At 61.1% G+C, this 22,251-nt stretch carries 23 protein-coding genes and 2 pseudogenes; 14 read left to right on the top strand and 11 right to left on the bottom strand.

Features of this window, described 5'->3' with window-relative positions:
- Window positions 1–202: 202 nt before the first annotated feature.
- From MU551_RS04995 to MU551_RS04980, 4 genes are all read left to right on the top strand, one after another.
- Window positions 203–673, top strand: coding sequence for a CLIPPER-2 domain-containing protein (locus MU551_RS04995; protein ID WP_443629177.1), 471 nt, complete (start codon window positions 203–205; stop codon window positions 671–673).
- 97 nt (window positions 674–770) lie between these two features.
- Complete coding sequence (locus tag MU551_RS04990) at window positions 771–1,205, top strand: hypothetical protein (protein WP_247041167.1); 435 nt, start codon at window positions 771–773, stop codon at window positions 1,203–1,205.
- 184 nt (window positions 1,206–1,389) lie between these two features.
- Entirely contained in the window at window positions 1,390–2,799 is a 1,410-nt protein-coding gene (locus MU551_RS04985; protein ID WP_247041165.1) for an RNA polymerase sigma factor, read from the top strand.
- 161 nt (window positions 2,800–2,960) lie between these two features.
- Window positions 2,961–3,206 (top strand): hypothetical protein, encoded by a 246-nt coding sequence (locus MU551_RS04980; RefSeq protein WP_247041163.1) that lies wholly within the window; start codon window positions 2,961–2,963, stop codon window positions 3,204–3,206.
- A gap of 409 nt (window positions 3,207–3,615) precedes the next feature.
- Here the strand turns inward: MU551_RS04980 and MU551_RS04975 are convergent, their stop codons facing one another.
- Window positions 3,616–3,825 (bottom strand): hypothetical protein, encoded by a 210-nt coding sequence (locus MU551_RS04975; protein WP_247041161.1) that lies wholly within the window; start codon window positions 3,823–3,825, stop codon window positions 3,616–3,618.
- A gap of 108 nt (window positions 3,826–3,933) precedes the next feature.
- Window positions 3,934–4,170, bottom strand: a complete 237-nt coding sequence (locus MU551_RS04970) for a hypothetical protein (RefSeq protein ID WP_247041159.1) — start codon at window positions 4,168–4,170, stop codon at window positions 3,934–3,936.
- A gap of 217 nt (window positions 4,171–4,387) precedes the next feature.
- Here MU551_RS04970 and MU551_RS04965 point away from each other — a divergent pair, with 217 nt between their 5' ends.
- On the top strand, window positions 4,388–5,035 hold the full coding sequence (locus tag MU551_RS04965; RefSeq protein WP_247041157.1) for an RNA polymerase sigma factor: 648 nt from the start codon (window positions 4,388–4,390) through the stop codon (window positions 5,033–5,035).
- An 87-nt stretch (window positions 5,036–5,122) separates the two neighbouring features.
- Here MU551_RS04965 and MU551_RS04960 read toward each other — a convergent pair whose 3' ends face one another.
- Window positions 5,123–5,458, bottom strand: coding sequence for a histone-like nucleoid-structuring protein Lsr2 (locus MU551_RS04960; RefSeq protein WP_247041155.1), 336 nt, complete (start codon window positions 5,456–5,458; stop codon window positions 5,123–5,125).
- Window positions 5,459–5,706: 248 nt separating this feature from the next.
- Window positions 5,707–6,666 (bottom strand): NAD-dependent epimerase/dehydratase family protein, encoded by a 960-nt coding sequence (locus MU551_RS04955; protein ID WP_247041153.1) that lies wholly within the window; start codon window positions 6,664–6,666, stop codon window positions 5,707–5,709.
- Between the two features lie 89 nt (window positions 6,667–6,755).
- Between MU551_RS04955 and MU551_RS04950 the strand changes: the two genes are divergently transcribed.
- On the top strand, window positions 6,756–7,418 hold the full coding sequence (locus MU551_RS04950) for a ScbR family autoregulator-binding transcription factor (RefSeq protein WP_247041151.1): 663 nt from the start codon (window positions 6,756–6,758) through the stop codon (window positions 7,416–7,418).
- Between the two features lie 61 nt (window positions 7,419–7,479).
- Here MU551_RS04950 and MU551_RS23590 read toward each other — a convergent pair.
- Window positions 7,480–8,346: pseudogene (locus MU551_RS23590) on the bottom strand (ScbA/BarX family gamma-butyrolactone biosynthesis protein); the annotation flags it as partial.
- Window positions 8,347–8,530: 184 nt separating this feature from the next.
- On the opposite strand from MU551_RS23590, the gene MU551_RS04945 reads away from it, so the two are divergent.
- Window positions 8,531–8,770 carry a hypothetical protein gene (locus tag MU551_RS04945; protein WP_247041149.1) on the top strand — a complete coding sequence of 80 codons (240 nt, stop codon included), beginning with the start codon at window positions 8,531–8,533 and terminating at the stop codon, window positions 8,768–8,770.
- A 33-nt stretch (window positions 8,771–8,803) separates the two neighbouring features.
- Here MU551_RS04945 and MU551_RS04940 read toward each other — a convergent pair whose 3' ends face one another.
- From MU551_RS04940 to MU551_RS04925, 4 genes are all read right to left on the bottom strand, one after another.
- Window positions 8,804–10,315 carry a flotillin family protein gene (locus MU551_RS04940; RefSeq protein ID WP_247041148.1) on the bottom strand — a complete coding sequence of 504 codons (1,512 nt, stop codon included), beginning with the start codon at window positions 10,313–10,315 and terminating at the stop codon, window positions 8,804–8,806.
- A gap of 227 nt (window positions 10,316–10,542) precedes the next feature.
- The gene (locus MU551_RS04935) at window positions 10,543–11,889 is read right to left on the bottom strand and encodes an ABC transporter substrate-binding protein (RefSeq protein WP_247041147.1); all 1,347 of its coding nucleotides are present in this window, start codon (window positions 11,887–11,889) and stop codon (window positions 10,543–10,545) included.
- An 82-nt stretch (window positions 11,890–11,971) separates the two neighbouring features.
- A complete protein-coding gene (locus MU551_RS04930) occupies window positions 11,972–12,883 on the bottom strand; it encodes a carbohydrate ABC transporter permease (protein WP_372489794.1) in 912 nt (303 codons plus the stop codon).
- Window positions 12,880–13,842 carry a carbohydrate ABC transporter permease gene (locus tag MU551_RS04925; protein ID WP_247041146.1) on the bottom strand — a complete coding sequence of 321 codons (963 nt, stop codon included), beginning with the start codon at window positions 13,840–13,842 and terminating at the stop codon, window positions 12,880–12,882. Before MU551_RS04925 ends, MU551_RS04930 begins: the two co-directional genes overlap by 4 nt.
- 365 nt (window positions 13,843–14,207) lie before the next feature.
- Here MU551_RS04925 and MU551_RS04920 point away from each other — a divergent pair, with 365 nt between their 5' ends.
- Complete coding sequence (locus tag MU551_RS04920) at window positions 14,208–15,734, top strand: FAD/NAD(P)-binding protein (protein ID WP_247041145.1); 1,527 nt, start codon at window positions 14,208–14,210, stop codon at window positions 15,732–15,734.
- 116 nt (window positions 15,735–15,850) lie between these two features.
- Here the strand turns inward: MU551_RS04920 and MU551_RS04915 are convergent, their stop codons facing one another.
- Window positions 15,851–16,051 (bottom strand): RHS repeat domain-containing protein, encoded by a 201-nt coding sequence (locus tag MU551_RS04915; protein WP_247041144.1) that lies wholly within the window; start codon window positions 16,049–16,051, stop codon window positions 15,851–15,853.
- On the opposite strand from MU551_RS04915, the pseudogene MU551_RS04910 reads away from it, so the two are divergent.
- The 4 genes and pseudogenes from MU551_RS04910 to MU551_RS04890 form a co-directional block, all read left to right on the top strand.
- Window positions 16,035–16,245: pseudogene (locus tag MU551_RS04910) on the top strand (ATP-binding protein); the annotation flags it as partial. The gene MU551_RS04915 and the pseudogene MU551_RS04910 sit on opposite strands and share 17 nt — an antisense overlap.
- 427 nt (window positions 16,246–16,672) lie before the next feature.
- Window positions 16,673–17,293, top strand: a complete 621-nt coding sequence (locus MU551_RS04900; RefSeq protein WP_247041142.1) for an RNA polymerase sigma factor — start codon at window positions 16,673–16,675, stop codon at window positions 17,291–17,293.
- Complete coding sequence (locus tag MU551_RS04895) at window positions 17,290–17,541, top strand: hypothetical protein (protein WP_247041141.1); 252 nt, start codon at window positions 17,290–17,292, stop codon at window positions 17,539–17,541. The genes MU551_RS04900 and MU551_RS04895 overlap by 4 nt, the downstream gene beginning before the upstream one ends.
- Complete coding sequence (locus MU551_RS04890) at window positions 17,538–17,843, top strand: hypothetical protein (protein ID WP_247041140.1); 306 nt, start codon at window positions 17,538–17,540, stop codon at window positions 17,841–17,843. Before MU551_RS04895 ends, MU551_RS04890 begins: the two co-directional genes overlap by 4 nt.
- Here MU551_RS04890 and MU551_RS04885 read toward each other — a convergent pair.
- On the bottom strand, window positions 17,840–18,091 hold the full coding sequence (locus MU551_RS04885) for a hypothetical protein (RefSeq protein ID WP_247041139.1): 252 nt from the start codon (window positions 18,089–18,091) through the stop codon (window positions 17,840–17,842). The two genes, MU551_RS04890 and MU551_RS04885, sit on opposite strands and share 4 nt — an antisense overlap.
- A gap of 568 nt (window positions 18,092–18,659) precedes the next feature.
- On the opposite strand from MU551_RS04885, the gene MU551_RS04880 reads away from it, so the two are divergent.
- The gene (locus MU551_RS04880; protein ID WP_247041138.1) at window positions 18,660–20,495 is read left to right on the top strand and encodes a CLIPPER-2 domain-containing protein; all 1,836 of its coding nucleotides are present in this window, start codon (window positions 18,660–18,662) and stop codon (window positions 20,493–20,495) included.
- A gap of 491 nt (window positions 20,496–20,986) precedes the next feature.
- The gene (locus MU551_RS04875) at window positions 20,987–22,054 is read left to right on the top strand and encodes a M23 family metallopeptidase (RefSeq protein WP_247041137.1); all 1,068 of its coding nucleotides are present in this window, start codon (window positions 20,987–20,989) and stop codon (window positions 22,052–22,054) included.
- Window positions 22,055–22,251: the final 197 nt, after the last annotated feature.

Genomic DNA, 22,251 nt, shown 5'->3' with positions numbered 1-22,251 from the left:
GNATCCGATCACCCAGGCAGACATCGACGCCGGACACGTCGCCAACAGCGCCCTGCCCACCGCCGAGGTCCCGCCGGGAGTCCCGGGCATCACACCCCCGCCGCCGGCAACAACCGACACCGACATCCCGCCAACACTGGGTCAGTCCATTACCAAGACAGCTGACTACTCAGCTGTTGGAAACCCGGCCCTGGTAGGGGATGTGATCACGTACTCCTTCACGTCCCAGAACACCGGGAACGTGACGCTGACCAACGTCGCGATCGCTGATCAGCTCGCCGGCCTCTCGGCACTGGTTTACACCTGGCCTGGAACCGCAGGGACCCTCCTGCCAGGCCAGACCGTGACCGCGACGGCAACGTATCCGATCACCCAGGCAGACATCGACGCCGGACAGGTCATCAACAGCGCCCTGCCCATTGGTGAGGATGCAGGGGGCAATCGGCCCCGGCCGCCAGCCCCGGCGCTGGCTATCGTTGAACTCCCGCCCGTACCGGTGGTGACAGTACCGGCAACAACACCGCCGGCAACAGTTCCGCCGGCTCCGCTGGCGGACACCGGGAGCCTCGCTAACACCGGAGCATGGCTCCTCGGGTTGCCGATCGGTCTGCTGCTCCTGCTTGGTGGAGGGATCTTCCTCCTCGCCGGTAAGAGAAGGCGTCACAGCCACTAGATAAAAGGGTTGGGCCCGCAGGATCAAATCTGATCCTGCGGGCCCAACACTGTCTCCCCCCAAACGTCATCCCACTACGAACCGGAAAACACGTCTCATGAAACGAATGATTCTCACAGCCATCCCCGTGATCATCCTCGGACTGGCCCTGACCGGCTGCACCCCGTCCCAAACAGACCAGGCCCCTGCCTCCGCGTCCGCCGGCGCCGTCACCACCCAGGAAGCCACAGGCGAACTGAAACCCTCCAACCCTGGCACCGGCATCATCAACAGCACCACCATGACCTCCTGCGACACCAAAGAAGGCGACGTCACCGCCGCCGGAACAGTGACCCTGCCCGAGAACGTCAAAGGCAGCATCGAAATCTCCGTCAGCTGGGTGGACCCGAAAACATCCTCAGTCCTGGCCAAGGAAACAAAAAACATCAAAGACGCCGAAACCGGCAAAGCCATCGACTGGACCGTCAACACCAAACTCGGCAAACTCACCACCGACGTCAAATGCGTACTCGGATCAACAGTCCTGCCCTAAAGCTTCACATTCATCCTGCGGTGCTGCTCGTGCGATGGCCTCATCGGGTGGCGTTTCGAAACCGGATCCGGCATCGCCGTCACGATTCCGGAAAGAGAGGGTTAAGGATTAGCCGGATGTCGGAGGGAGCGGAACCCTCTCCCCAATCCGACGGCCGAAAGAAGCGATAGGCGGTGCCAGGACAGTGCATGAAATAGCGCAAGTTGCCGACGAGGATCTCATCCGGTCCAGCCGCGACGGCGATCGCACTGCCTTAGAGGTTCTCTACAACAGGCATCACGACGCCGGTCTAAAGTTCGCGCGGCGGCTTATGGGCAACAAGGCCGACGCTGACGACGTAACCCAGGAAGCATTCCTCAAGGTTGTCGCGGCCATGGAACGTGGCAACGGTCCAGAGACTGCATTCAGGCCCTACTTTTTGAGGGCAGTGCGCACGGCAGCTGCTGATCATTGGGAGGGGCAGGCCAAGGAGACACCGACAGATAATACCGGTGATACGCCGGTGGAAGACGCCTCACTGGCCTCCGTATTGCATCGGGATAATCCCGAATTAGTAATGAAGGCGTTCCAGTCACTCCCGTTGCGATGGATGACCGTCCTCTGGCATGCGGAAGTGGAACGGGAACCACCGCGCAAAATCGCGCCTATTCTTGGCATGGAACCAGGGGCCGTTTCAGCCCTGCTCTTACGTGCCAGAAAAGGTCTTCGTGAGGCCTATCTCAGTGCCTACGTCGAAGCCCCTCTGCGGTCAGACTGCGAACCAACTTTTCCCTACCTTGCAGCTACGGTGCTCGGCACCAGCTCTGCCCGTGATCGGCGGAAGGTGAATGAACACGCCCGCGACTGCGAAGACTGCGCCAAAGTCATCGCTCAGCTGACCGACGTCGGAGCGACAATGCGGGGCATCGTTGCACCTTTTGTTCTCCTCGTCCCTGTCCTGGGCGGAGCCCGGTTCTCTCTGCAAGACCATCTCCCTCCTCGTTGGACAGGAACGGCGGCTGCTGCGGGCGTAGTGGCCCTGGCGGCAGGAACAGTGGCCGCAGTCGCAGTAGCGGGTGGTCTCGTCAGCAGCGGGCCGAGCGCGGCCCCGCCCCCGCATGGAACAGAGTTGAGCCGAGCAATTCCTGCCAGCCCAGCACTGCCGCCCGCAAGCATCAACACAGCGGCTCCAACCCCTGAATCTATGCCAATGGAAGAGCAGGCTCATCCTGGCCCGGGCTACTCGGCTGAAGACCTCTTTCCTGAACCTGAACCTGACACGGGGGGCTTCCCCGGAACGGTACGCCTCGACCCCTGGCCGTCAGTAAGAGCTACCAGTCCTCGCACTGCTGCAGGAGCTGTTCCTGCCAGGCAGGCGGCTTCTCCCACCTCAATTCCGACACCGGTGACCACCGCTAACGCTTCCCCACCGGCCACACCGACTCCAAGTCGTACACCAACGCCGACGTCGACTCCTACACCGACCCCGGCAGCGACGCCGACTCCAACAGTGACATCGTCCGCGACGCCAACTCCAACCCCGACCGTTGCGCCTCATGAGCCTCAACCTGAACCAGACTGCCCCATCATTTTTGATTTGTGTTTCAGCATTTAGGAACGGCCACCATGGAAGCCCGGGCACCTCAAGTTATAAGGTAACCAATAAATGATTCTGAAGGTCATAGGGGTGCCTGGGCCTTCCATTGAGGGGCCGGCGCTTCAAACCCCGTAGCATTGGGGATTAATAAGCATACGTATCAATTGAGGGGAATAGGCATGCCTGGCGAATCAGGAGAGCGGCTCACCTTGTCGGTGGGCCGTCGGGAGTTCGAAGAACTCGCGGGTGCTTGGGCGGCTTATCTCCAGGCGACCAAGAGCCTCGAAGCCGTAGACCCGGTCCTGGCAATGCAACGGACGGGCGGTGTTCTCCGGGCTGTGGAGCAGTTGATGAACACGCTGGAGTCAGGAACCAGGCTGGCCGGAACCGCTGGTGAGGACGCCCAGCATTGCGCCCAAATCTGACGCCGCACGTCATCCAATGACTGGTACTCCGACATCCAGGGCTTGACTCCGAACGATGCCGGATCACTTCTGCAGATGGGTCGGAGCTGTTTCAGCCGACCTTCACGAGGCGCTGACAGCCCTTCGACTGGCCTTTGCTGCAACTCTTCTATGGAGCCCACTCGCCGGCGATGCTTCCGAGGCGAGTGCTTAAGATGGGGCAGGTGGTGTCCGATCACGTCTCAAGGTTTGCGGATACCACCCGCCCCTGCGGAGCAACTGGGCTACTCCACGTTAGTGCAGTGCAATCGGCGGTAAGGGGGACTTACCGCCGGAAGAGGGCTGCGTAACCGACTCCTGCACAGCTATCTAACTGCGATGCCGGCATTTCATGACGGCGCTGGTGTTTCAGATGAAACCAAATTCGAGGTCATCCTTCGCCTGACAATTGATTCAGCCGGATCAACGTATCCTGCAGTTGGCCGGCCAGCCAGGGAACTTCAACGTGGGCGAGTTGGGACTGGGCGCGGACCGCAGCAACAGGGTCGAGGGGGTAGGTGGCCTGCCTCTGCAACTCAAGTATCCTCTCGAACCTTTCAGCGGAAAAGTCAGCTGTCATGGTCAACCGGGGCGTGCTCACCTGGTCTCCTTAGCGGAAGCGGAAACGGCGGCATGGCCCAGCATTATGCCTGCCTCAGGCGGGAGCGGGTTGGACCTAAGAGAGGATGGCGCCAAGGGGCGCGCGGCCCTATGAGGGGCCCTGATTGGAGGATTTAGCGGAAACAATTACATCACCGACAGCGTGGAGGAGAGCTCCTGTACGGTGAAGGGCCGCCACAGGATCTATGGGCCCGTTACGCGGGTCTGTAATGGAACAGTATTCTGACCATTCGTGCTTCAGCTGTCCGAATTGTCGGGCTCCCACCGTGGCGAGCACTGCGGTTGCATCCTGGACGTTCATCAGCTGGAGGTGTTCTTCATTCATGCCCTGATTGACCCTCCAAGTAGTGAATCGTGACGCGGCGGAGAATTTTGAACTGATTCCGGAGTCCAGGTGCATAGGGCGAAATGTTTGCACAAATGAGCACAATGCTGAATGGGGCTGTCCAGCATATGGACCTGTGAACTCACCCCCGTCACGAATGACCGTTCCTTGGATCTAAGTACCTGGGTACTTGGCGTCCGGCCTGCACCAATGACGAATGGAACGAACCAGCTTGGCTTTACAGGGGACTTCAGGCGAACCATGGCTTCCTGCAGCTGAGAGGGGGGACCCGGCACTGCTCACGGCGTTGAGGGCCGGGAGCAAGGATGCGGCAGAGGTGTTGTATCGGCGACACGCCGCCGATGCATTGGCTTTTGCCCGGGGACTGGTACGAACTGAGCATGACGCGAAAGATCTTGTACAAGAGGCCTTCGCCAAGACCATCAGTGCGGTGGCTAACGGAAACGGCCCGCATGAGAATTTTCTGGGCTACCTCTTCACTGCAATCAAGAGCTGTGCCGCTGAGTGGTGGAACAAGAATTCCAGGGAAGTGCCGGTGGAGGCCGGTGTGTTGGACGCAACGCAGGGGCCAACAGACGACGACAGGCTGCACCGCGTTTTCGAGCGGGATGGCAACGAACGGGTCCTGAGGGCTCTGCAGTCCTTGCCTGCCCGGTGGCAGACCGCACTCTGGTATGCCGACGTCCTGCAGGAGCCGCCTCGAAGGATCGGACCTGCCCTGGGCATCAAACCCAACGCGGTGTCCGCTCTAGTCAGACGGGCGCGGGCCGGACTCCGGGAGGCCTATGCGAACCTGCTATTTGAAGAGTGCCAACGGGCAACAAATCCGCCGCCCCAAGAGTAGCCTAGGCGTTTGCAAATACTCCGGTGCTCATTGTCTCCGCAGGTTCTTCTGTGCTGCACGTGACGGGGCAGCCTCTTAGGTCCCGCTTTAGGCAGTGGCCAGTTCGTGGGCTTCCAAAATCTCAAAGGGCAGCCTTCCCCGGCTGCCGGTTGAATATCCATTCCGTTCAGCCCATTCACGGATGCTGGACGGGTTGGACGGGGAGGGCCCGGCTAGGCGGGTGGGACTAATTGTCCGCCGGCCCTTGCCAGTTACTTTTCGGCCGGCGCTCATGTAGGGCGCAAGGAGTTGCCTCAATGCAGCGGCATTCGCGGCCGAGAGGTCGATATCGTATTCAGTCCCATCGATCCTGAAGGACACGGTTCGATCTGCCGTGGTTCCGTCCAGATCATCGATAAATTCGGTCACTATCTTTGTTGCCATGAAAACTATCCTTCATTCAGTGTCTGTGCTGGCTGGGTGCGGCCGGTTGCGGACTGCTTCACAACCGGCCGCCGGAATCCAGCAGTGCTTGCACCGCCAGAATCCCCATCCGCCGGCGTACTACGAGATCCTCGGCGGATTCATGCATGCGGGAGACGGTCAAAAAACCGGTGCCCGGACACCTGTAATGACCGCCGGCACGGGCAATCGTGACGCGGGACGCCGTCAGGCCATCAAAGGCGAGCGGCTTATTCCGGTTGCTCCCGCAGCCAGCTTGCGGCGAAGTGCCGGTACCAGAACGCCGCTTCCGCCGAAATCGTGAAGGCCGTCGGACTCAGGCCGGTGAGGGCCCACAGCCGGTCCGACTCATACCAGTGGTCCTGTGAGAGCAGGGCGGCCTGATGGCTGGTGAATCCGCCTTGGAGAAGGATGGTGGGGGACATTTCAAAGTCCGTTGAGGCTGACCACCGCGGCCCGGCGATTTTGTCTTGGATGTGGAGCAGTAGGCGAGCCACACTCACGGGTTCTGGTTCGGCGGCGTGAAATGGCCCTGAGACCTCGGCGGCGAAGCGCGGGCCAACCAACGCTGCGATCAGCCCGCCAAGCTGTCCGACGTCGATCACTGAGAGTTTTGAGGTGCCGTCACCAACAGGTCCACCCAGGATGTTGGCCATGCGAATCAGGCCCGGGATAAACCATTCGTCTCCAGGGCCGTAAACCAGTCCAGTCCGAATGACGCTGCCTCCGGCCTCCAGGACCAGTCGTTCAGCGGACGCCCGGGAGCGGCTGGCCATAGACGCGGGCGCATGGGGCAGGGAAGTGCCCGCTCCACGGTGCGGGCCAATTCCATAAACGGCAGTGGTACTGATTTGTACGAAACGCGAGACCCCATTTCGCGCGGCGGCCTCGAGAAGATTGCGGGTGCCATCGACGTTGACTTGAGTGGCTGTGACGGCGTCCGTGCCAGTGTAGGTGGCAGCGTTAACAATTGTGTCGGCTCCAGCCGTCGCGGTGTTGAGGCTGTCGCCGTCCGTGATGTCACCGACGTATATGCTGGCTTTACCGCTCTCCGGGAGGAGAGTCGTCGGACGTACCAGGATCCGAAGGTCGGTTTCGCCGCGGGCGATGACGGCTTTAGCGATGTTCCGGCCGATGAATCCGGATGCGCCGGTGAGTAGAACTGTTGGTTTCCGCGAACCTTGTCTCATGATGCGCTCTGCCAGGCAGGGACAGTCCTTGGTCTTGTAGAGGACGGCCGTAGTTTTGTGGCACACCCAATTAGCGAGGGATCGTATATATGCCTGTGCAGGAACGCGCCAGAGTCACGAAGGGTTCCATACTGGCCGGGGCCGCTGCTGTCTTCGAAGAAGTAGGCTACGGCAGTGCGAGTCTGAGCGCGGTCGCTGAGCGGGCAGGCGTGACAAAGGGGGCTCTGTACTTTCACTTCTGTTCCAAGGGAGACCTTGCCCTTGCAGTTATCCAAGCCCAGCATGCCCTGGTGACTGAAGACGCCCGGCGAGCGGCGTTGAGCGGAAGAGATGCTTTGTCCATCATGATCATGATCTGTGGAAGTCTCGGCAGGCAGCTGGTCAGGGAACCCGTAGTGCGTGCCGGCGTGCGATTGACTCTTGAAGCCTCCGCTTTCGGACAGCAGGTCACCGAGCCCTACCACGACTGGATTCGCACTATGGAGAGCTTGACCCGGCAGGGCCAGGCAAAAGGCGAAATCAAAGAACTAGTGGACGCCGCTGCCTTCGCCCGGTACCTTGTGGCGTCCTTTACCGGAGTGCAGATGCTGTCCACGATTCTCACGGAACGCGCGGATGTGCTCGAGCGGATTGAGGACATGTGGTCGATCCTGCTGCCCGCACTGGTGCCAGAGTCGAAACGGGATGAGTTCCTGAAGCTGGTCCGCGCAAGTATCCAGGATCCAGAGCCCGGTCTGAACTCTCAGCCCTAGGCTCAAACTCACACCTCACCACCATGCAAACTTCAGCGTCGACTCTGATTTCGGCCGTGGCTTGGGTGCGGCCATGATGGCTTTTACCGAGGCAGATTGAAACCTCAGGGTTGTCGCTGAGTTCAACGATCTTCAGGAATGAGGCGTCGAAGCTCACAAAATCCAGGTCAGGCATCCTCGTTTCCGCCCGGAGCGCCTGGCGTACGCCTTCCACCAGAAGTACGCCCGGGACGTGGTCCAGTGGATGGTCAAACATGATGGGATTTGTCTCATCGACATGCAGCGGCCATGTACCACCATCTGTGCCCTCGCCGATAACCACATGACCGGAGTGCCGGTGGCCCACCTGCTCCGGCCGCAAAGGGACAGTAGGCCTGGGCGAACCTCCTGTTTCGGATCCAAGCCGCATCCGGGCGTAGGTGGACGGTTCCACCATTCGAGCTCCCGCCGTCCCTCTCGCTATACAGTTGCCGTTCACATAAAACCGTGCGCGGACGTGCAGTTTGGCGGGTCCGCGAGGAGTCCGTTGCAGGACGTCGATCTCAATGCTGATATGAACGTTTGTCGGAGTACCAGGATCGCGCGAGTGCCCGTCGAGGGCGTGAACGGCCATCTCCGGTAAGAGGAAGACCTGACCGAGTGGCACGCCCTCCATCGAATGAGCTGTGAGGATCGTAGCCTGCCGCAGCGATTCCACGATCAATGCCGAGTCGTACACCCGGGGAAGCGGATGGTAGAAGGTGTGCAACCGCGGCCATTGCGCACCCGCGATATAACGGCCGTCGCCCACTCTGTGGATGTCAGTCATGAAGACCTCGGAAAGGCCCCAACGGTGCACCAACTCCCGTTGCACGGTGCTGCTGAACGATACCGAACGTTCAAGGGACGCCGGCAAACCGCCGTCGGGCCTCCCGCCGGCAACGCGCATGGTTCCCCTTCCGTAGCGGGCTGGTGGGCAAAAGCATACCGGTCGTATGGCTTATTTAGCGGCGCCCTAGTACTGTGGCCAATGCACGGCGCAATAATGGGGTGGACGCCGGTCCGTTCCCCGCGGAGGGCCGCACATCGAGCCGCCGAGGCCAAGTACTGATCGGATCATTGAGGAGTGGCACATGCCTGGAGAATCAGGAGGGCGTCTCACTGTCTCTGTCGGCCGCCGGGAATTCGAGAATCTCACGGGAGCCTGGGCCGCTTATCTGGAAGTAACTCAGACGCCGAAGCCTGTGGATCCCGTGCTGGCAATGCGGCGGACGGGTACCGTACTCCGCTCTCTGGAACAGTTGGCGGTCACCGTGGTCTCTGAACAGAAACTTACGGGAGCCGACGACGACGACGCCGGGCAGCGCGGCTAGCCTGCCCGGCGTCGTGCTCCTGTTTAGACGGAGTTAGTTGTCCTTCGCCGTGTCGGTGACGACGGCGGTTCGCGCTGGTTCGTCTACGGCACCGTTGGTTTTTGGTGCCGGACGTGATTTGCCGAAGCCGGAGAGCATCTCGATGACGTCGAAGCCCGTGGTGTCCTTGAGCATCTGTGCGGTCTCCTGTACGCCCGAGGAAACATTTTTGCTCAACTGGCTTGCGCCGTCGTTGGAGATGACCGTCATGTTGCTGATGGCCCCCATCGGTGCAGCGATCTCCTTGGCGATGCCCGGCAACACCTCCAGGACCTTGTTCAGGATGGCGGCCTCGTTGAATTCGCTGTACGCCTTGGCCTGAGCCTCGATGGCCCCTGCCTCGGCCTTACCGCGAAGCCCAATGACATCGGCTTCAGCAACACCCTTGGACTTGATGACCTCTGCCTCAGCAAGGCCACGGATCTTGTTGATCTCGGTCTCGGCATTGCCCTTGGCGGTGTTTGCCGCTGCCAGAGCCAGGGCTTCGACCTCGTTACCGGTTGCTTTCAGCTTGCGCGTTTCGAGTTCGGCAGCCGCTTCGACCTTGGTGGCTTCGGAGATGCGTGTGCGGCGTGCAAGATCAGCCGCTGCTTCCGTTTCAACTTTGTACTTGGCAGCGTCTGCAGGCTTGCGGACCTCAATGTCCAATTCCTTTTCGCGGAGCTCAGCCTGACGTGCAACCACCTGCTGGTTTTTCAGGATGATTGCCTGCTGTTGTTCGGCCTGTGCCAGCGGACCGGCCGCATCAGCTTCTGCTTGGCGGGCGTCCGTTTCCTGCTTGAGTTCAGCACGGCGGAGAGCCAGCTTCTGCTCAGCCTCAGCAGTCTTCTGGTCCGCGAGTGCCTTTGCCTCCGCAGCTTCACGCTGGGAGTTCGCTTCAGCGATACTAGCGTTGCGAGCCACAAGAGCAGCCTCAGGACGGCCAAGGTTCTTGAGGTAGCCGCTGGAGTCCTCGACGGACTTGATCTGGAACGTGTCGATTACCAGACCCTGATTGGTCATCGAGTGTTCGGCCTCTTCCTTGACGGAAGCAGCGAACTGGGCGCGGTCCTTGATGATCGCGTCAACGCTGAGCGTACCAACGATGGAACGCAGCGAACCGGAGAGGGTTTCCTGCGTGTAGTGATCGATGGCGTCCTGTTGGTCAAGGAAGCGCTGGGCTGCCTTGCGGACTGAGGCCTTGTCGCCGCCGACCTTAACCTGTGCAACGCCGGCCAGCCGGAGTTGGATGCCGTTATTGGAGATTGCTTCAATGGTTACTTCGACCTGACGCGAGGACAGCGAGATGTGGCTGACGCGTTCCGTGATCGGATTCACGAAGGCCCGGTTGTTGATCACGACGCGGGACTGGTCCTCGGACATGTCTTCCGTGGGGTTCGGGTCACTCTTGCCCGTGATGAGCATTGCCTCGTTCGGCTTAGCAAATCGAATACTCATGACGTAGTACATGAAACCTGCAATGAGCAGCAGGACGAGAACGCCCCCGCCGATCAGTAGTTCAATCATTGTTCCCCCTAGGAATCTGCATCGGGCCCAAACGGCCCCACGACCAGAGACAAGTATCTCTTGGCCTGCACGGATATTTGACGGGGACGCGGGCAATTCGTGATGACTCGGCCTGTTGTGGCGAAAGGTCAGGTGAGGCTGCCGAAGGGCAGCTGCACAGGAAACGAAGAACGCCAACTGTCGCTTTTAACCTCAAAACGACAGTTGGCGCTGCTCAGTGGGAGAAGCTACGCCTTAAGCCTGGGCTGGACGTCCTTGGTGTAGATACGCTCGAGCGTTGCTTTGAGCTCTGTCATTGTGGCTTGGACATCACCTTGCTGGGTGAGGATTTTCGCGGCGGCCTTGGCCATTTCCTGGTCAGCGCCGGGCAGGAACACCCGGGCATTGTCCTGGACATGGGTGACGGCAAGCTGGTCCATGGCCGTCTTGATCTGCGGCGTCTTGGCTAGAACCGTGGCCATGTCCGCCGACATTCGTGTAGGCATGTAGCCGGTGGCCGCCGAGAAGGCCGCCGTGTTTTCGGGCTCGGTCATGAACTGCAGGAACATCGCTGCGGCGAGCTGCTCTTCTTTGGTTACACCGCTCGGAATTCCCAGGCCGGCCCCGCCAGTGGGGCAGACTCCGGTCTCCGCCTTGGACCCGCCAGGCAGGAAGCCGACGCCGACATTGAAAGAGGCGGACTTGAGGATGCCGATCAGCGAGCCGGTGGAGGACAGGGTTGCCGAAGCCAGGCCAGCGGCGAAGTCGTCTGCGGATTCCTTGGAAGAGACGCCGGCCCAGCCATCCTTGTAGACCGAGTCCTGGGCGGCCTGCAGCGCTGCCACCGATTCTGCCGAATCACAGGTGATGTCCCAATCCTTGGACCAGGAGCCGCCCTCGCCCCAGAGGTTGTTCTGCAGGGTCCAACCGGCGTACCCGGCCAGGGCGGGGTGCATGAAAGCGTACTGGGCGCCGGAGGCCGCTTTGAGCTTCGGGGCCCATCCCGCGAATTCCTGCCACGTCTTTGGCGCGCGGTCTGGCAGCCCTGCTGCAGCGAAGTGGTCCCTGTTGTAGTAGAACAGCGGGGTGGAGCGGCCATACGGGAGGGCCCACTGCTTGCCTGCGTACTTGTAGTCGTCCACCAGGGATGCGCGGAAGTCGGCCAGCTTGACGCCAAGCTGCTCGACGAGGGAGTCGAGTGGAATGATGCTCTCGTTCAGGTAATAGCGGAACCACCAGACATCCGAGAGCACTACCAGTGAGGGAAGGCCGGACTTGGCAGCCTGTGCAGTTTGGAACTTCTGTGCGATCTCCTCGTAGTTGGCGCCGGCTGTCACCAGGTTCACCTTGATGTCCGGGTACTTGGCGTGGAACTTGTCGATGATGCTTTTTTCGACATCCTGGGACTTCCCGGGGTGGTTGGACCAGAAGTCGATGGAAGCTGCAGGTTTGACACCACTGAAGTCGATGTCAGCGGCTGTTGTCGCCACCGATCCGGTAGTGGTTGTCGGCCCGCCGCAGGCTGACAGGGCCACGGCCCCGGCCCCGGCACTGGCAAGAGTAAGGAAGAGCCGCCGGTCAAGTATCAAGCTCATGGTGGTGCCTTTCGGTTGGTGCCTGGGTCGGGATGGTCGGGTGTGGATGGTGGAAGGTTCGACGCCGGTGCCTCTGCGGCCGCTAACCGGTGACGCTGCCTTGGGTCAGGCCAGCAACGATGTAGCGCTGGAGCATGGCGAAGATGACAAGGATGGGGATGATTACCAGGACGGCGCCGGCCATCATGATTCCCCAGCCGGCTCCGTTGCCCTCGGAGTTCTGCAGGAGGGTCAGTCCGACCGGAAGTGTCATGCTGTCCGGTTTGTCTGTGATGATGAGCGGCCAGATGTAGTCGTTCCATTCGCTCACTACGGTTACCAGGGCAACTGTCGCAATTGAGGGAACGGAAACGGGCACCACTATCTGCCAGATTCTGCGCCAATGCCCTGCACCGTCGATCTCTGCGGATTCCAGGATGGATCCCGGCAAGGTGAGGAAATGCTGCCGCAGAAGGAATGTGCCGAAGGCGGTTCCCAGGCCGGGCAGGATGATGCCCCACAGGGTGTTTTTCCCTCCCATCCCGGCGATCAGGACGTAGTTGGGAAGGATGGACACCTGTGCCGGAACCATCAGGGCCACGAGGATCAGCACGAAGATGACGTTTTTGAAGGGAAAGCGCACAAACACCAAGGCATAGGCTGTGAAGATGGCCAGGATCACCTTGATGGCTGATCCCACGATGGTCACGATGGTGCTGTTAAGGAAAAACTGCCCGAATGGCACCGTGGTCATTGCCGTCCGGTAGTTCTCCGGGTACAAGTCGGCTGGAAGCATCCTCAAATCCAGCGTGACGATTTCGCCGGGTTGCTTAAAGGAACTCAGCACCATCCATAGCAACGGCAGGAACACAACAAGGACTGCAATTGTCAGCGGCAAGTAGCCAGCCACCACGGTCCGGACCAGATTCGAAAGGGAGAACGCGCGCTCACGGGGAGGGACGGCGTCGGACGTTGAAACTTCCGGCTGCAGGTCCACGGGGACGAGTGTGCTCACGAGTAGTGGACCTTCCTCTCGACGAATCGCAACTGCACCACTGTGATGATCAGCAGGATGGCGAAGAGAACCACCGAGATAGCTGCGGAGTATCCGGCACGGTTGTAGGCGCCAAACGCCTGCAGGTAGGCCTCATAGATCAGGGTGCTGGTGCCATTGCCGAGCGGTGTCATGATCCTGATGAGGTCAAAGGCCTGCAGCGAGCTGAGCATGGTGGTGATCAGAAGGAAAAAGGTGGTGGGGGAGAGGAGCGGCATAGCCATGCTGAGAAAACGGCGGAAGCTGCTGGCGCCATCCAAGGACGCTGCCTCCATGACGTCCTGGGGGAGGGACTGCAATCCGGCCAGGAAAACCACGGCGCAGTAACCGAGGTTCTTCCAGACATACACCACTATCACCATCACCAGGGAAAGCTGGGGATCGTTGACCCACTGCGGGCTCTGCTGGCCAAGGCCACGCAGAATCCAGGCGAGAACGCCGTATCCGGGATCGAAAATGAACAACCAGACCAGTCCCACGCCTACGCCGGACAGCACATACGGCGCAAACACCGCTGATCGGGCAAAGGTGGTGCCCCGGACCTTGGAGTTCAACGCAAGCGCTACGAGAAGGCCTAACGCCATGGATCCACCTACGGTGACGGCAGTGAACGCCGCTGTCGTTCCGAGCACTTTCACGGCGTCGGCGCTGGTGAAAAACGTAATGTAATTTTCCAGCCCGACGACAGTGGCCGTGGCCGATCCGAGCGTCCAGTCCAGCGTGGAGTAATAGATGTTGTTTATGAGCGGCAGGTAGGTGAACACAGCGATGAGCAACAGGTTTGGAAGGGCAAGGGCGAGGAAGATGAAGAAGTCCCGCCGAGCCCTTCCCGACCAGCGCTTCCGGCTGGCGGGTGCATGCGTTCCGGAAGCGGGGACAGCCTGGATTCTTGCCTGCTGGTCGGCGAGTTGTTGAGTCATGATCTCTAACGGGAAAAGGCCTGATGACAGGCGCAGGGGCGGGATCTGCCTTCACTCCACCACATCCTCGCCCCCGCCAAACACCAGGAGGCAGCTTTGCAAACATTGTTGCGCAAGCCTTCTTCGCCTGTTAACTACCCGTTGAGGGGCGGAGAGAAAAACGTTCATTTTGGGAACGGGTTTAGCTGCGTCTCTGTGCAGAAGTGCTGCCGCCGATCCTGGAACGGAAATTTCCCAGCAGGCCTTCAGCAGCTGTTCCGCTCGATGCCAGCATGGATCTGGCCCAATCGAATCAGCCGTCGCGTCACGAAACGTTCGGTCTCCGGTCGTAGGGGAGGAGGCATGTAACCGGAGGGGACAATCACATGAGAATAGCTATCATTGGGCTGGGTGCAGCGGGGGCCTGCATGCTGGACAGTATCGAGCAGGCGCTCGGCTGCGAGACGAACATCAGCCTTACCCTTTATGACCCCACCGATGAACCTTGGGTGGGCCGTGTGTTCCAGGCCGACGGCGACTGGGTCATCGCCAACGTTCCAGTACCGGCCATGTCGCTGCGGCACGGCGACAGCAGCCACGCCCAGCGCTGGCTCGAGCGTAAGGGTCTACTCGACCAGCACGGAGGAGCAACTGATTTCTTCCCTCGTGCCCTTTACGGACGCTACATCGCGGAGCACGCAGATGATCTCGTCCAGGGCATGCGGCGGCGGGGCTGGCATGTCGAGTTTGTGCAGGAGAAGGCCACCTCATTGGAACCGAACGGTGCATCCGGATACACAGTCGGCAGCAGGGGTCGGCGTGACGAGCATGACTACGTCATTCTGTGCGCAGGCGGCAGCGTACTCAGCGACCCTTTCAACCTCGCGTCATCCGAGGGATACATTGCAGATCCGTACCCCGCCCGCGAACGGCTCCGGGAGATCCCTCCGGACGCTGAGGTAGGGGTTCTCGGAAGCGGCCTGACCGCCGTCGACGTCGCCCTGTCCCTCAAAGCCCTCGGCCATGCCGGACCCGTGAGGCTGTATTCACGATCGGGCACCTTACCGCTCGTGCGCCGACCCGGGCCGGACTGGACCGCCGAGCACCTGACACATGACCGGATCTTGGATATTTCGAGTCCGACAGACGGGCTTCGCCTCACGGATCTCGAACAACTCTTTGACCTGGAGGTCCAGGCCTGGGGAGGCGACGCCAAAGGCCTCTTCCCGCCGCCCCAGGTAGACGAACCATTGGAATGGCTGCGATGGCAACTTGAACACCCCCACGGCAGCGAAGACATGGGGACCTTTATCTTCCAAAAGTCCGTCCCCTTCATCTGGGGCGATATCTGGCACGCGCTCAACCCCCACGACAAACAACAGGTCATCACGTCCTCCATGCTGCGGAACATCACGAGCCGCTGCTGTCCCATGCCGCGGGTAAACGCGGAGAAGCTGCTGGGAATGCTCGAATCCGGTCAGGCAAGCTGCAGAGGTGGCCTGCAGTCCGTCGTTCCCGCCCAAGACGGCTTCGACGTTCACCTCGGTTCCACCATTGAACATGTCGACATCATGGTGAACGCCATAACACCTGCAACCTACGGCGTCCACCCAGGAGTGCAGGGATTGGTGGAAAGCGCCGTCGGCCATGGCCTGGCGCGAGGACACAGCCAGGGCGGCATCGAGATTGCCGCGGACACAGGCGCCATCCTCGGATCCACCGAACCTGAGCGCGTCTACGCACTGGGCGACCTCACCAGAGGCGCGTTCTTCTTCATCTTCGGCCTTCCAGCACTCGTACGCCGCAGCGCCGACATTGGAGCCGCGATCAGCCAAGACATCCGCCGCAAGAGGATGAAGCGGCCTGTTCAGGCACCCCCCACCGCGGCACCCCAACCAATGACAGTGGGTTAGGACCCGGAAACCTGTAAGCGAAGCCGCCCAAGGCAACGTTCCGAGCTGATGGACAGCGCGTCGGCGACAGCCTCTCATTCGACGGTCGTGCCGATATTCTGGGTCACCGTCCGAGGCTAGCCCGGGCTTGGCGAAGCCCGGTGTGTGGGGGTGTAGGTGCTGGTGGTGGCGTTCCAGTTCGCGTCGTGCTGTTTCGTGAGCAGGCCGCGTCCGTCGTAGTCGTAGGTCCAGGTGTTCCCGGCGGGGTTGGTTTCACCGGTGGTCCGGCCTGCCTGATCGTGGGCGAAGGTGGTGGTGTTCCTCTTCCAGGTCCTCACCGAACGCGAAGAAAAAGCATCAGCCGCAATTGCCACCAACGAATCATTCTCCGGCTGGACCAAAACCTTCACCGACCCGCGCCTCTGCGCGGCCATCGTCGACAGGCTGACCTTCAAAGGCACCATCATCGAAAACCAGCACCGACTCCTACCGCCTCGCCCACACCAAAAACCACCAACATGCCGATGCCTAAAAGCGCGCCTTGCTCTACCCGAACGGCTGTGGGCCCTGCCAGACAAGGAGGGAAGATTTCTGCCCCTCGCCGCAAAGTCGACCGGATCCCCGTCGGTATCGGCTAGGAACAGGGATAGGCCATTTGGCCTGCTTCTGTACTGATTTGGTGGTCCTCAGAGTCGTGGGTCCACTGGCTCGAATTCCATCCCGAGAACACCTAATACGGCTTGGTGTACCCGCCACAGAGGCTCCTTAGCTACGAGGCGCTCGACGGACTAGACCCGAGCGCGCAATCCTGGATGGCTGCACGGCCGCGGCCGCTGCTGTTGTACTCGTCGGTTTTGTTTTCGCGTCATAAAACGCGCCCTCTTGGCGTATAGGGAGCAGGGCGATGTTCATCGCTCACAGAATGCGGAGCCAGAGATGGGACGAAAGCAGTGGGGACAATGGGGGAGCCGGTGGCGGGGGAGACCGGAACGGACAAGGCGGAGACGGACCTGATCGATGCGGTGCGGGCCGGCGATCCGGCGGCGATGGCTGCGTTGTATCAGCGGCACCGGGGGCAGGGGCTGAAGTTCGCCAGGTCCCTGATGAGCCGGATCGAGGACGCCGAGGATGTCCTTCAGGAGGCGTTCGCCAACGCCGTCAGCGCGATCCGGAACGGTTACGGACCCCGGGACAGCTTCGCCCCGTACCTGAGCACCTGTGTGAGGTCAGTAGCGAACACGTTGTGGAAGAAGCGCTCCAAGGAACGCCTCACCACGTATGAGGAGTTCGAACCGCACGCGGTCGAGGACCCGGCCCTGGAAACAGTGCTGCACGTGTTCGAGCACGAGCACGTCGCCGCGGCGATGCGGACCCTGCCGGAGCGGTGGCGGACCGTGCTGTGGCACGCCGAAGTGATGGGCGCCCGCCCCCGCGAGATAGCCCCGCTGCTGGGGATCGAGCCAAACGCTGTTTCCGCGCTGCTGATCCGGGCCCGTGCCGGGCTACGCGCCGCCTTCGAACTCCAAACCCAACAAACAACACAACCGGAACCTGCTTTGGAAGAGGCAGGCAAGCGATGAGTTCAAGTACTGACCAAGGCGGGCGCCCCCGCGCTGCAACCCCGGAGTCTCCCGGGGAGGTGGTGGATGTTGACGGGGAGCTGCTGGAGGACCTCGCCACCTGTTACGCCCACTACCGGCAGGCCTTGGCCGGGCCGTTCGACCCGGTGAAGACCCTTGCGCTCACCGGAGAGGTCCTCGAGTCCGTCAGCATAATTCTCATCGCGACCGGGCAGTACCGGAGACACCCAGGGAAGGCCAGACCATGATCGATACCCACCACCTCGCCTACGCCGGTGTGCTCCTGGTCTTCCTCACAGGTGCAGCCATCGTAGCCCTGGCCACTTTCCTGTTCATGGCCACCGGGGTCCTTGCTGCCGCCGCCGTACGGATCATCAAACTTCATGCCTCGGCACGGCTGACCGCTCGGGCATACAAGCGGAAGAACGCGGTGGAAGTGCCATTGTCGATGGAAGAGGCACTACGCCGTGTCGCTTACGGGAAGGCCGAGTCCTCCCAGGAACTCCCAGGGAAAGCCCAAGGAATCCGGGCCCTGCTCCGTCCGTTTTAGGACGCCCGGTCCATGCCCTGCCGGTGTTCCGGTGTTTCGGCATCGGTGATGACATCTTCGACGGCTGCGATCAATGCCCCCGTGCGCTGCAGGAAAACCACCGGATCAAAATCTTTGGTCCCGTGCCCGGAATCGGAGACCAGCTTTGCCCAGCTCTCCTTGAGCCGGTGGAATTCCCTGTGGTCCAAAACCACGCACCCGGCAGGGATGTGGGGAGTCTGTGTTGTCGTGGTGTGAAGGTTTCTCATACAAGACCAACCAGCGCTGGCTCCGATGATGACGGACCCGGACCAGACTCTGAGCCTTTTCACAGGAAACCCGCCCCCGGCCGGAACCGTGACCGGATAGACCATCCACTGCCACCAGATACCGATAGGGCAAACGATGTCATCCCGTCCTCTGCCCGATCAGCCCTGGGACCCCGGTGTACAACGCGTTTATCTGGTTGACCATAGCGGCGACTCTGGCTGCGGCTTTGCTCCAGCTGACGCTGAACCCTGTTCCCCACGTTGTCTACGTTCGTGGCGTCAGGACCATAGACCAGACAGGGGAGGGGACCGGCACAACCACACAAGCTGACCTGTAAGACGATGGCTGTTGCTCACGGTTCCATCAAGAACTCCTCAATAATCGAACATCGGGCACCAAAATGCATCATCGTCGAACATTGCAGACCTAGCCTGATTAAGCCGTGGTGTTCTTCCCCGGCCGGTTGCTTCGATCACGATCACAAGACGTGAAACGCAGCCTCCCCATTCAGACGCGGCAAGCTTCATCCGAAATTGTCGTGCCGGAAACAAGAAAGTTCACCCACCGATGCTTAGATCACGAACCGACTCTGCCCGGAAACCCCGGGCTGCTTCCACGCTTCCTCGCCCCGCCGCCAAAAGATCCAAGGCTGCTCTGGCCCTGTCGGCGGGCCTGTTGCTAACGGCGACTCTGGGTTCCGTCTCGGCGCCTGCCGCTTCTGCGGCTCCCGGTACGCCGGGCGCGCCTGGAAACCCGGTTGTGGTGTTCACGGAAGACTTCGAGAACCGCGCCGCCGGCTCCAATATCCGCTTGGACAATTACACCGGGACCACAGGGGAGACATATGGCGCTGACCCCTTTTGGCTTAGTGCACCTGCCTGCAACGGCATGGTCGTCGATTTCAGTACGCCGTTCAATGGAACCGACTGCAACGCCCTCACCCCAGACCAGGCGACGGGTCATTTCCAGGCGACTAAGGACCTGGTGAAGGTTCTTGGCGTAGTCGGCGGATCCGCAGATCCTGCCACTAACGCAGGCGTATCCGCCTACACCGAAGGCGACGGGCCGGCTAACGCCGTCGAATTTGAGACCGCGGACCCTATCACCCTGCCCGCAGCGACCGGCAGGTTCGTGACCTTTGGCGTGGACGCCGCGGCACTGAACTGCAAACGGGACTACGCGTGGCCGGACTTTGTGGAAGATCCACAACTGGCGTTCTATCTGAAGGACAGCACCGGTGAGCACGCCTTCTCCAACCAGCCGATCGATGTCTGTGCGGACGGAGCCCCTCATTTCATCGACCGGTTCTTCAGTAACAACACCGCACGGGCAGGGAGCTACATCGCCGACAGCGCCCTGTTCCTGAAGGGTGACTCGTTCGAGATCGTCCTGCGCAACGTCCTGGGCAACCGCGCGGGCAACGACCACGCCTTCGACAACATCAGGGTCCTGGACGTCACCCCGCAGCTGGATAAATCCTTCAGCCCGGTGGATGTTCCATTGAACGGCACATCCACCCTGACCTTCACTGTCACGAATACTTCAGAACTCGCCGAGAAAAACGGCTGGTCATTCACCGACGAACTACCGGCAGGTCTCACCCTTGCATCCCCAGCAGCGGCCGCCACCACATGCCCCAGCGGCGAAGTAACAGCGCTCGACGGCGGTGCGTCCATCGCCGTGGCCGGTGACCTCAGCGACGGTATGGCCTCCTGCACCGTTACCGTGAACGTCACCTCACCTACCACCGGCGCCTACACCAACGGACCCGACAACGTCGCCGTTACCGGCCTGAACCCCCCGGGCAAAGCCACTGTCACGTTCGAAGGATCCCTGGCGCTGGTCAAGTCTGTTGCTGAAAAAGCCATCAGCGGCGCCGGGCAGACACTGCACTACTCGTTCAACGTCACCAACACCAGCAACGTGACCCTGGCCCCTATCACCATCGCCGAGACAGCATTCTCCGGTACCGGCGGCTCGCCCCTGGTGTCCTGCCCTGCCGCTGCCACCGCTCTGGCGCCCAAGGCCGAGGTCACCTGCACCGCCGAATACACAGTTACAGAGGCCGACTTTACGTCGGGGTCGATCACGAACACGGCGGTTGCCCATGGCGGAACCGCCGACGGCCACGACGTCGTCTCCAATCCGTCCAATGCGGTGGTAAATGCTGTTCCGCTGATCGACCGCGAACGGGAACCGGAGAATTCTGCAGCAGGCGCCGGCCCGTCCACCCCGGCACTCACCCCAGTAGCTGAGTCCGCCGCAGCTCCAACGACGGAACCGGAGGCTTTGGCCTACACCGGCGCTTCCCAGTTCGCATTTCCCCTGGGGGTCGGACTGGTTCTCCTCGTCGGTGGAGCCGTGTTCCTTATCGGGAGCAAACGGAAGCGGTTACGCCACTAGAGGCGGGATCCAGGAGAACGAAAACCTGACGAGGACCAAGAGCTGCCATATTCCTGGTCCAGCGATCGTCGCGACATTTGCCGGTCGCGTCAGGATCCTCGAGTTTGCCGGTTGAAGAAGGGTGCCGGGTCGAGGGGTTCGACCGAGACCCGGGACCGGATCCGTTTACCCCAAGCTTTCGGATCCCGCGGCCGGCAGTGCGATGCATCCGCGCTGCCGGCCGCACCTCTGCCTTTCGCTCCGTCACGATAAAGGCTGATGCCTGTTGAAAGTGTGAGTGGTCAGCACGCAGAAGCTGAGCCGTGGGGGGAAACGAGGACTTGATGGACGCAGGCGATCAGGGCACGCGAAGGGACAAGCCACGGCACGCCAGGCACCAGAACCGGGCAGTACGCTCGGTACGTGTGCGGTGCAAAGGACCTGCTTCCACCAAGCCGAAGGCAAATCCCGCGCCTATGGTCCGTGCCACGCTGGGGGGTCTGGTATTGGTCATGACGGTGCTGACTCTCGGAGGCCATGGCCCCTCCAGCCCAATCGAGCGGGCCGGGGACGCTCTTGCAGGAAAAGGTCACAGTGTTGCGCAGCGGGCAGAGGCGGACTCCGTCACAGCTGCTCTCGCCGTTGTCACTGCCGATCCAGGTACCCGATTGACCTATGGCCGCTCGAGCGTGCGGACAGTGTCCAAGAACGGCAAGGGTTCTCTAAATCTTTCCTCCGCACAGCTTCGACGGCCACCATCGGGTTCCCTAATGGCCCCGCTGGAAAACCTGGTGCCGAGTTCTCCCTTCGGGGTGAGGACCAGTCCGCTGACAGGTGCGGCAGGGGAATTTCACTGGGGGCAGGATTATGCAGCCCCTTGCGGGACAAGGGTCTATTCGGCCGACGCCGGTGTTGTCCGTGCTGTCGGCTGGCACCAGTGGGGAGGGGGTAACCGGATTGAAATCGATCACGGGAACGGCCTGATCACCACGTACAACCATTTGGAAGCGATTGCTGCGAAAACGGGCGACTCGGTGGAAGTCGGTGAAGTCATCGCCAGGGTAGGCACCACCGGGTCCTCCACAGGCTGTCATCTGCATTTCGAAACCATCCACTACGGATCCCACGAAAACCCGCTCAACTGGGCGTTGATTCCTATTAAGCAAGTGGACGAACTAGCGAACATCGAAATGGTGAGTTACTCACCGGACAGCGGAAGTACGACGTCGGACACCGGACTTCCTGACTGGGCAGTTCCGGTCAGTGGTTCCCACCTCCACAGCGTGGACGGCGAACACGACGATGTGGCGGACGCTTCCGGTGCAGAAGCGGTTGCCCCGGCCCCGACCAGCCCCGGACACTCCGGACCGCCGGAACCAACGGCGCCGGCTCCTACAGACACAGGTCCGCCAAACCCTGGCCCCGCGCCTTCGACTCCTTCCCCCGCACCTCCGACGGCAACATCGGAGCCGACCGGTGTCCCAGAGCCGACACCTGATCCGGTACCGTCCTCCAGCGCAACAGACGCACCCACCACCGCGGAGACTTCTACGCCTACGCCTACGCCCTCACCGACCTGATCCATCTCCACCCGATTTTCCTTTCGACGAGAGAACCCGACCATGCCAGAGCACACCTTCGACCCGCCCCCTAGCTGTACTGCCCAGGGACGTTGGTTGGGTGAATGTGGTGACTCGCTGGAGTCGTTGACTCATGGGTGAGGACCTCCGGTTGCACAGTGGAGTTGCTTAGACAACCGCTGAGGCGACCAGGAGGT

The sequence above is a fragment of the Arthrobacter rhizosphaerae genome (genome assembly GCF_023062595.1).
Lineage (GTDB): Bacteria > Actinomycetota > Actinomycetes > Actinomycetales > Micrococcaceae > Arthrobacter > Arthrobacter rhizosphaerae.
This window is presented reverse-complemented; position numbering and strand designations above follow the sequence as displayed.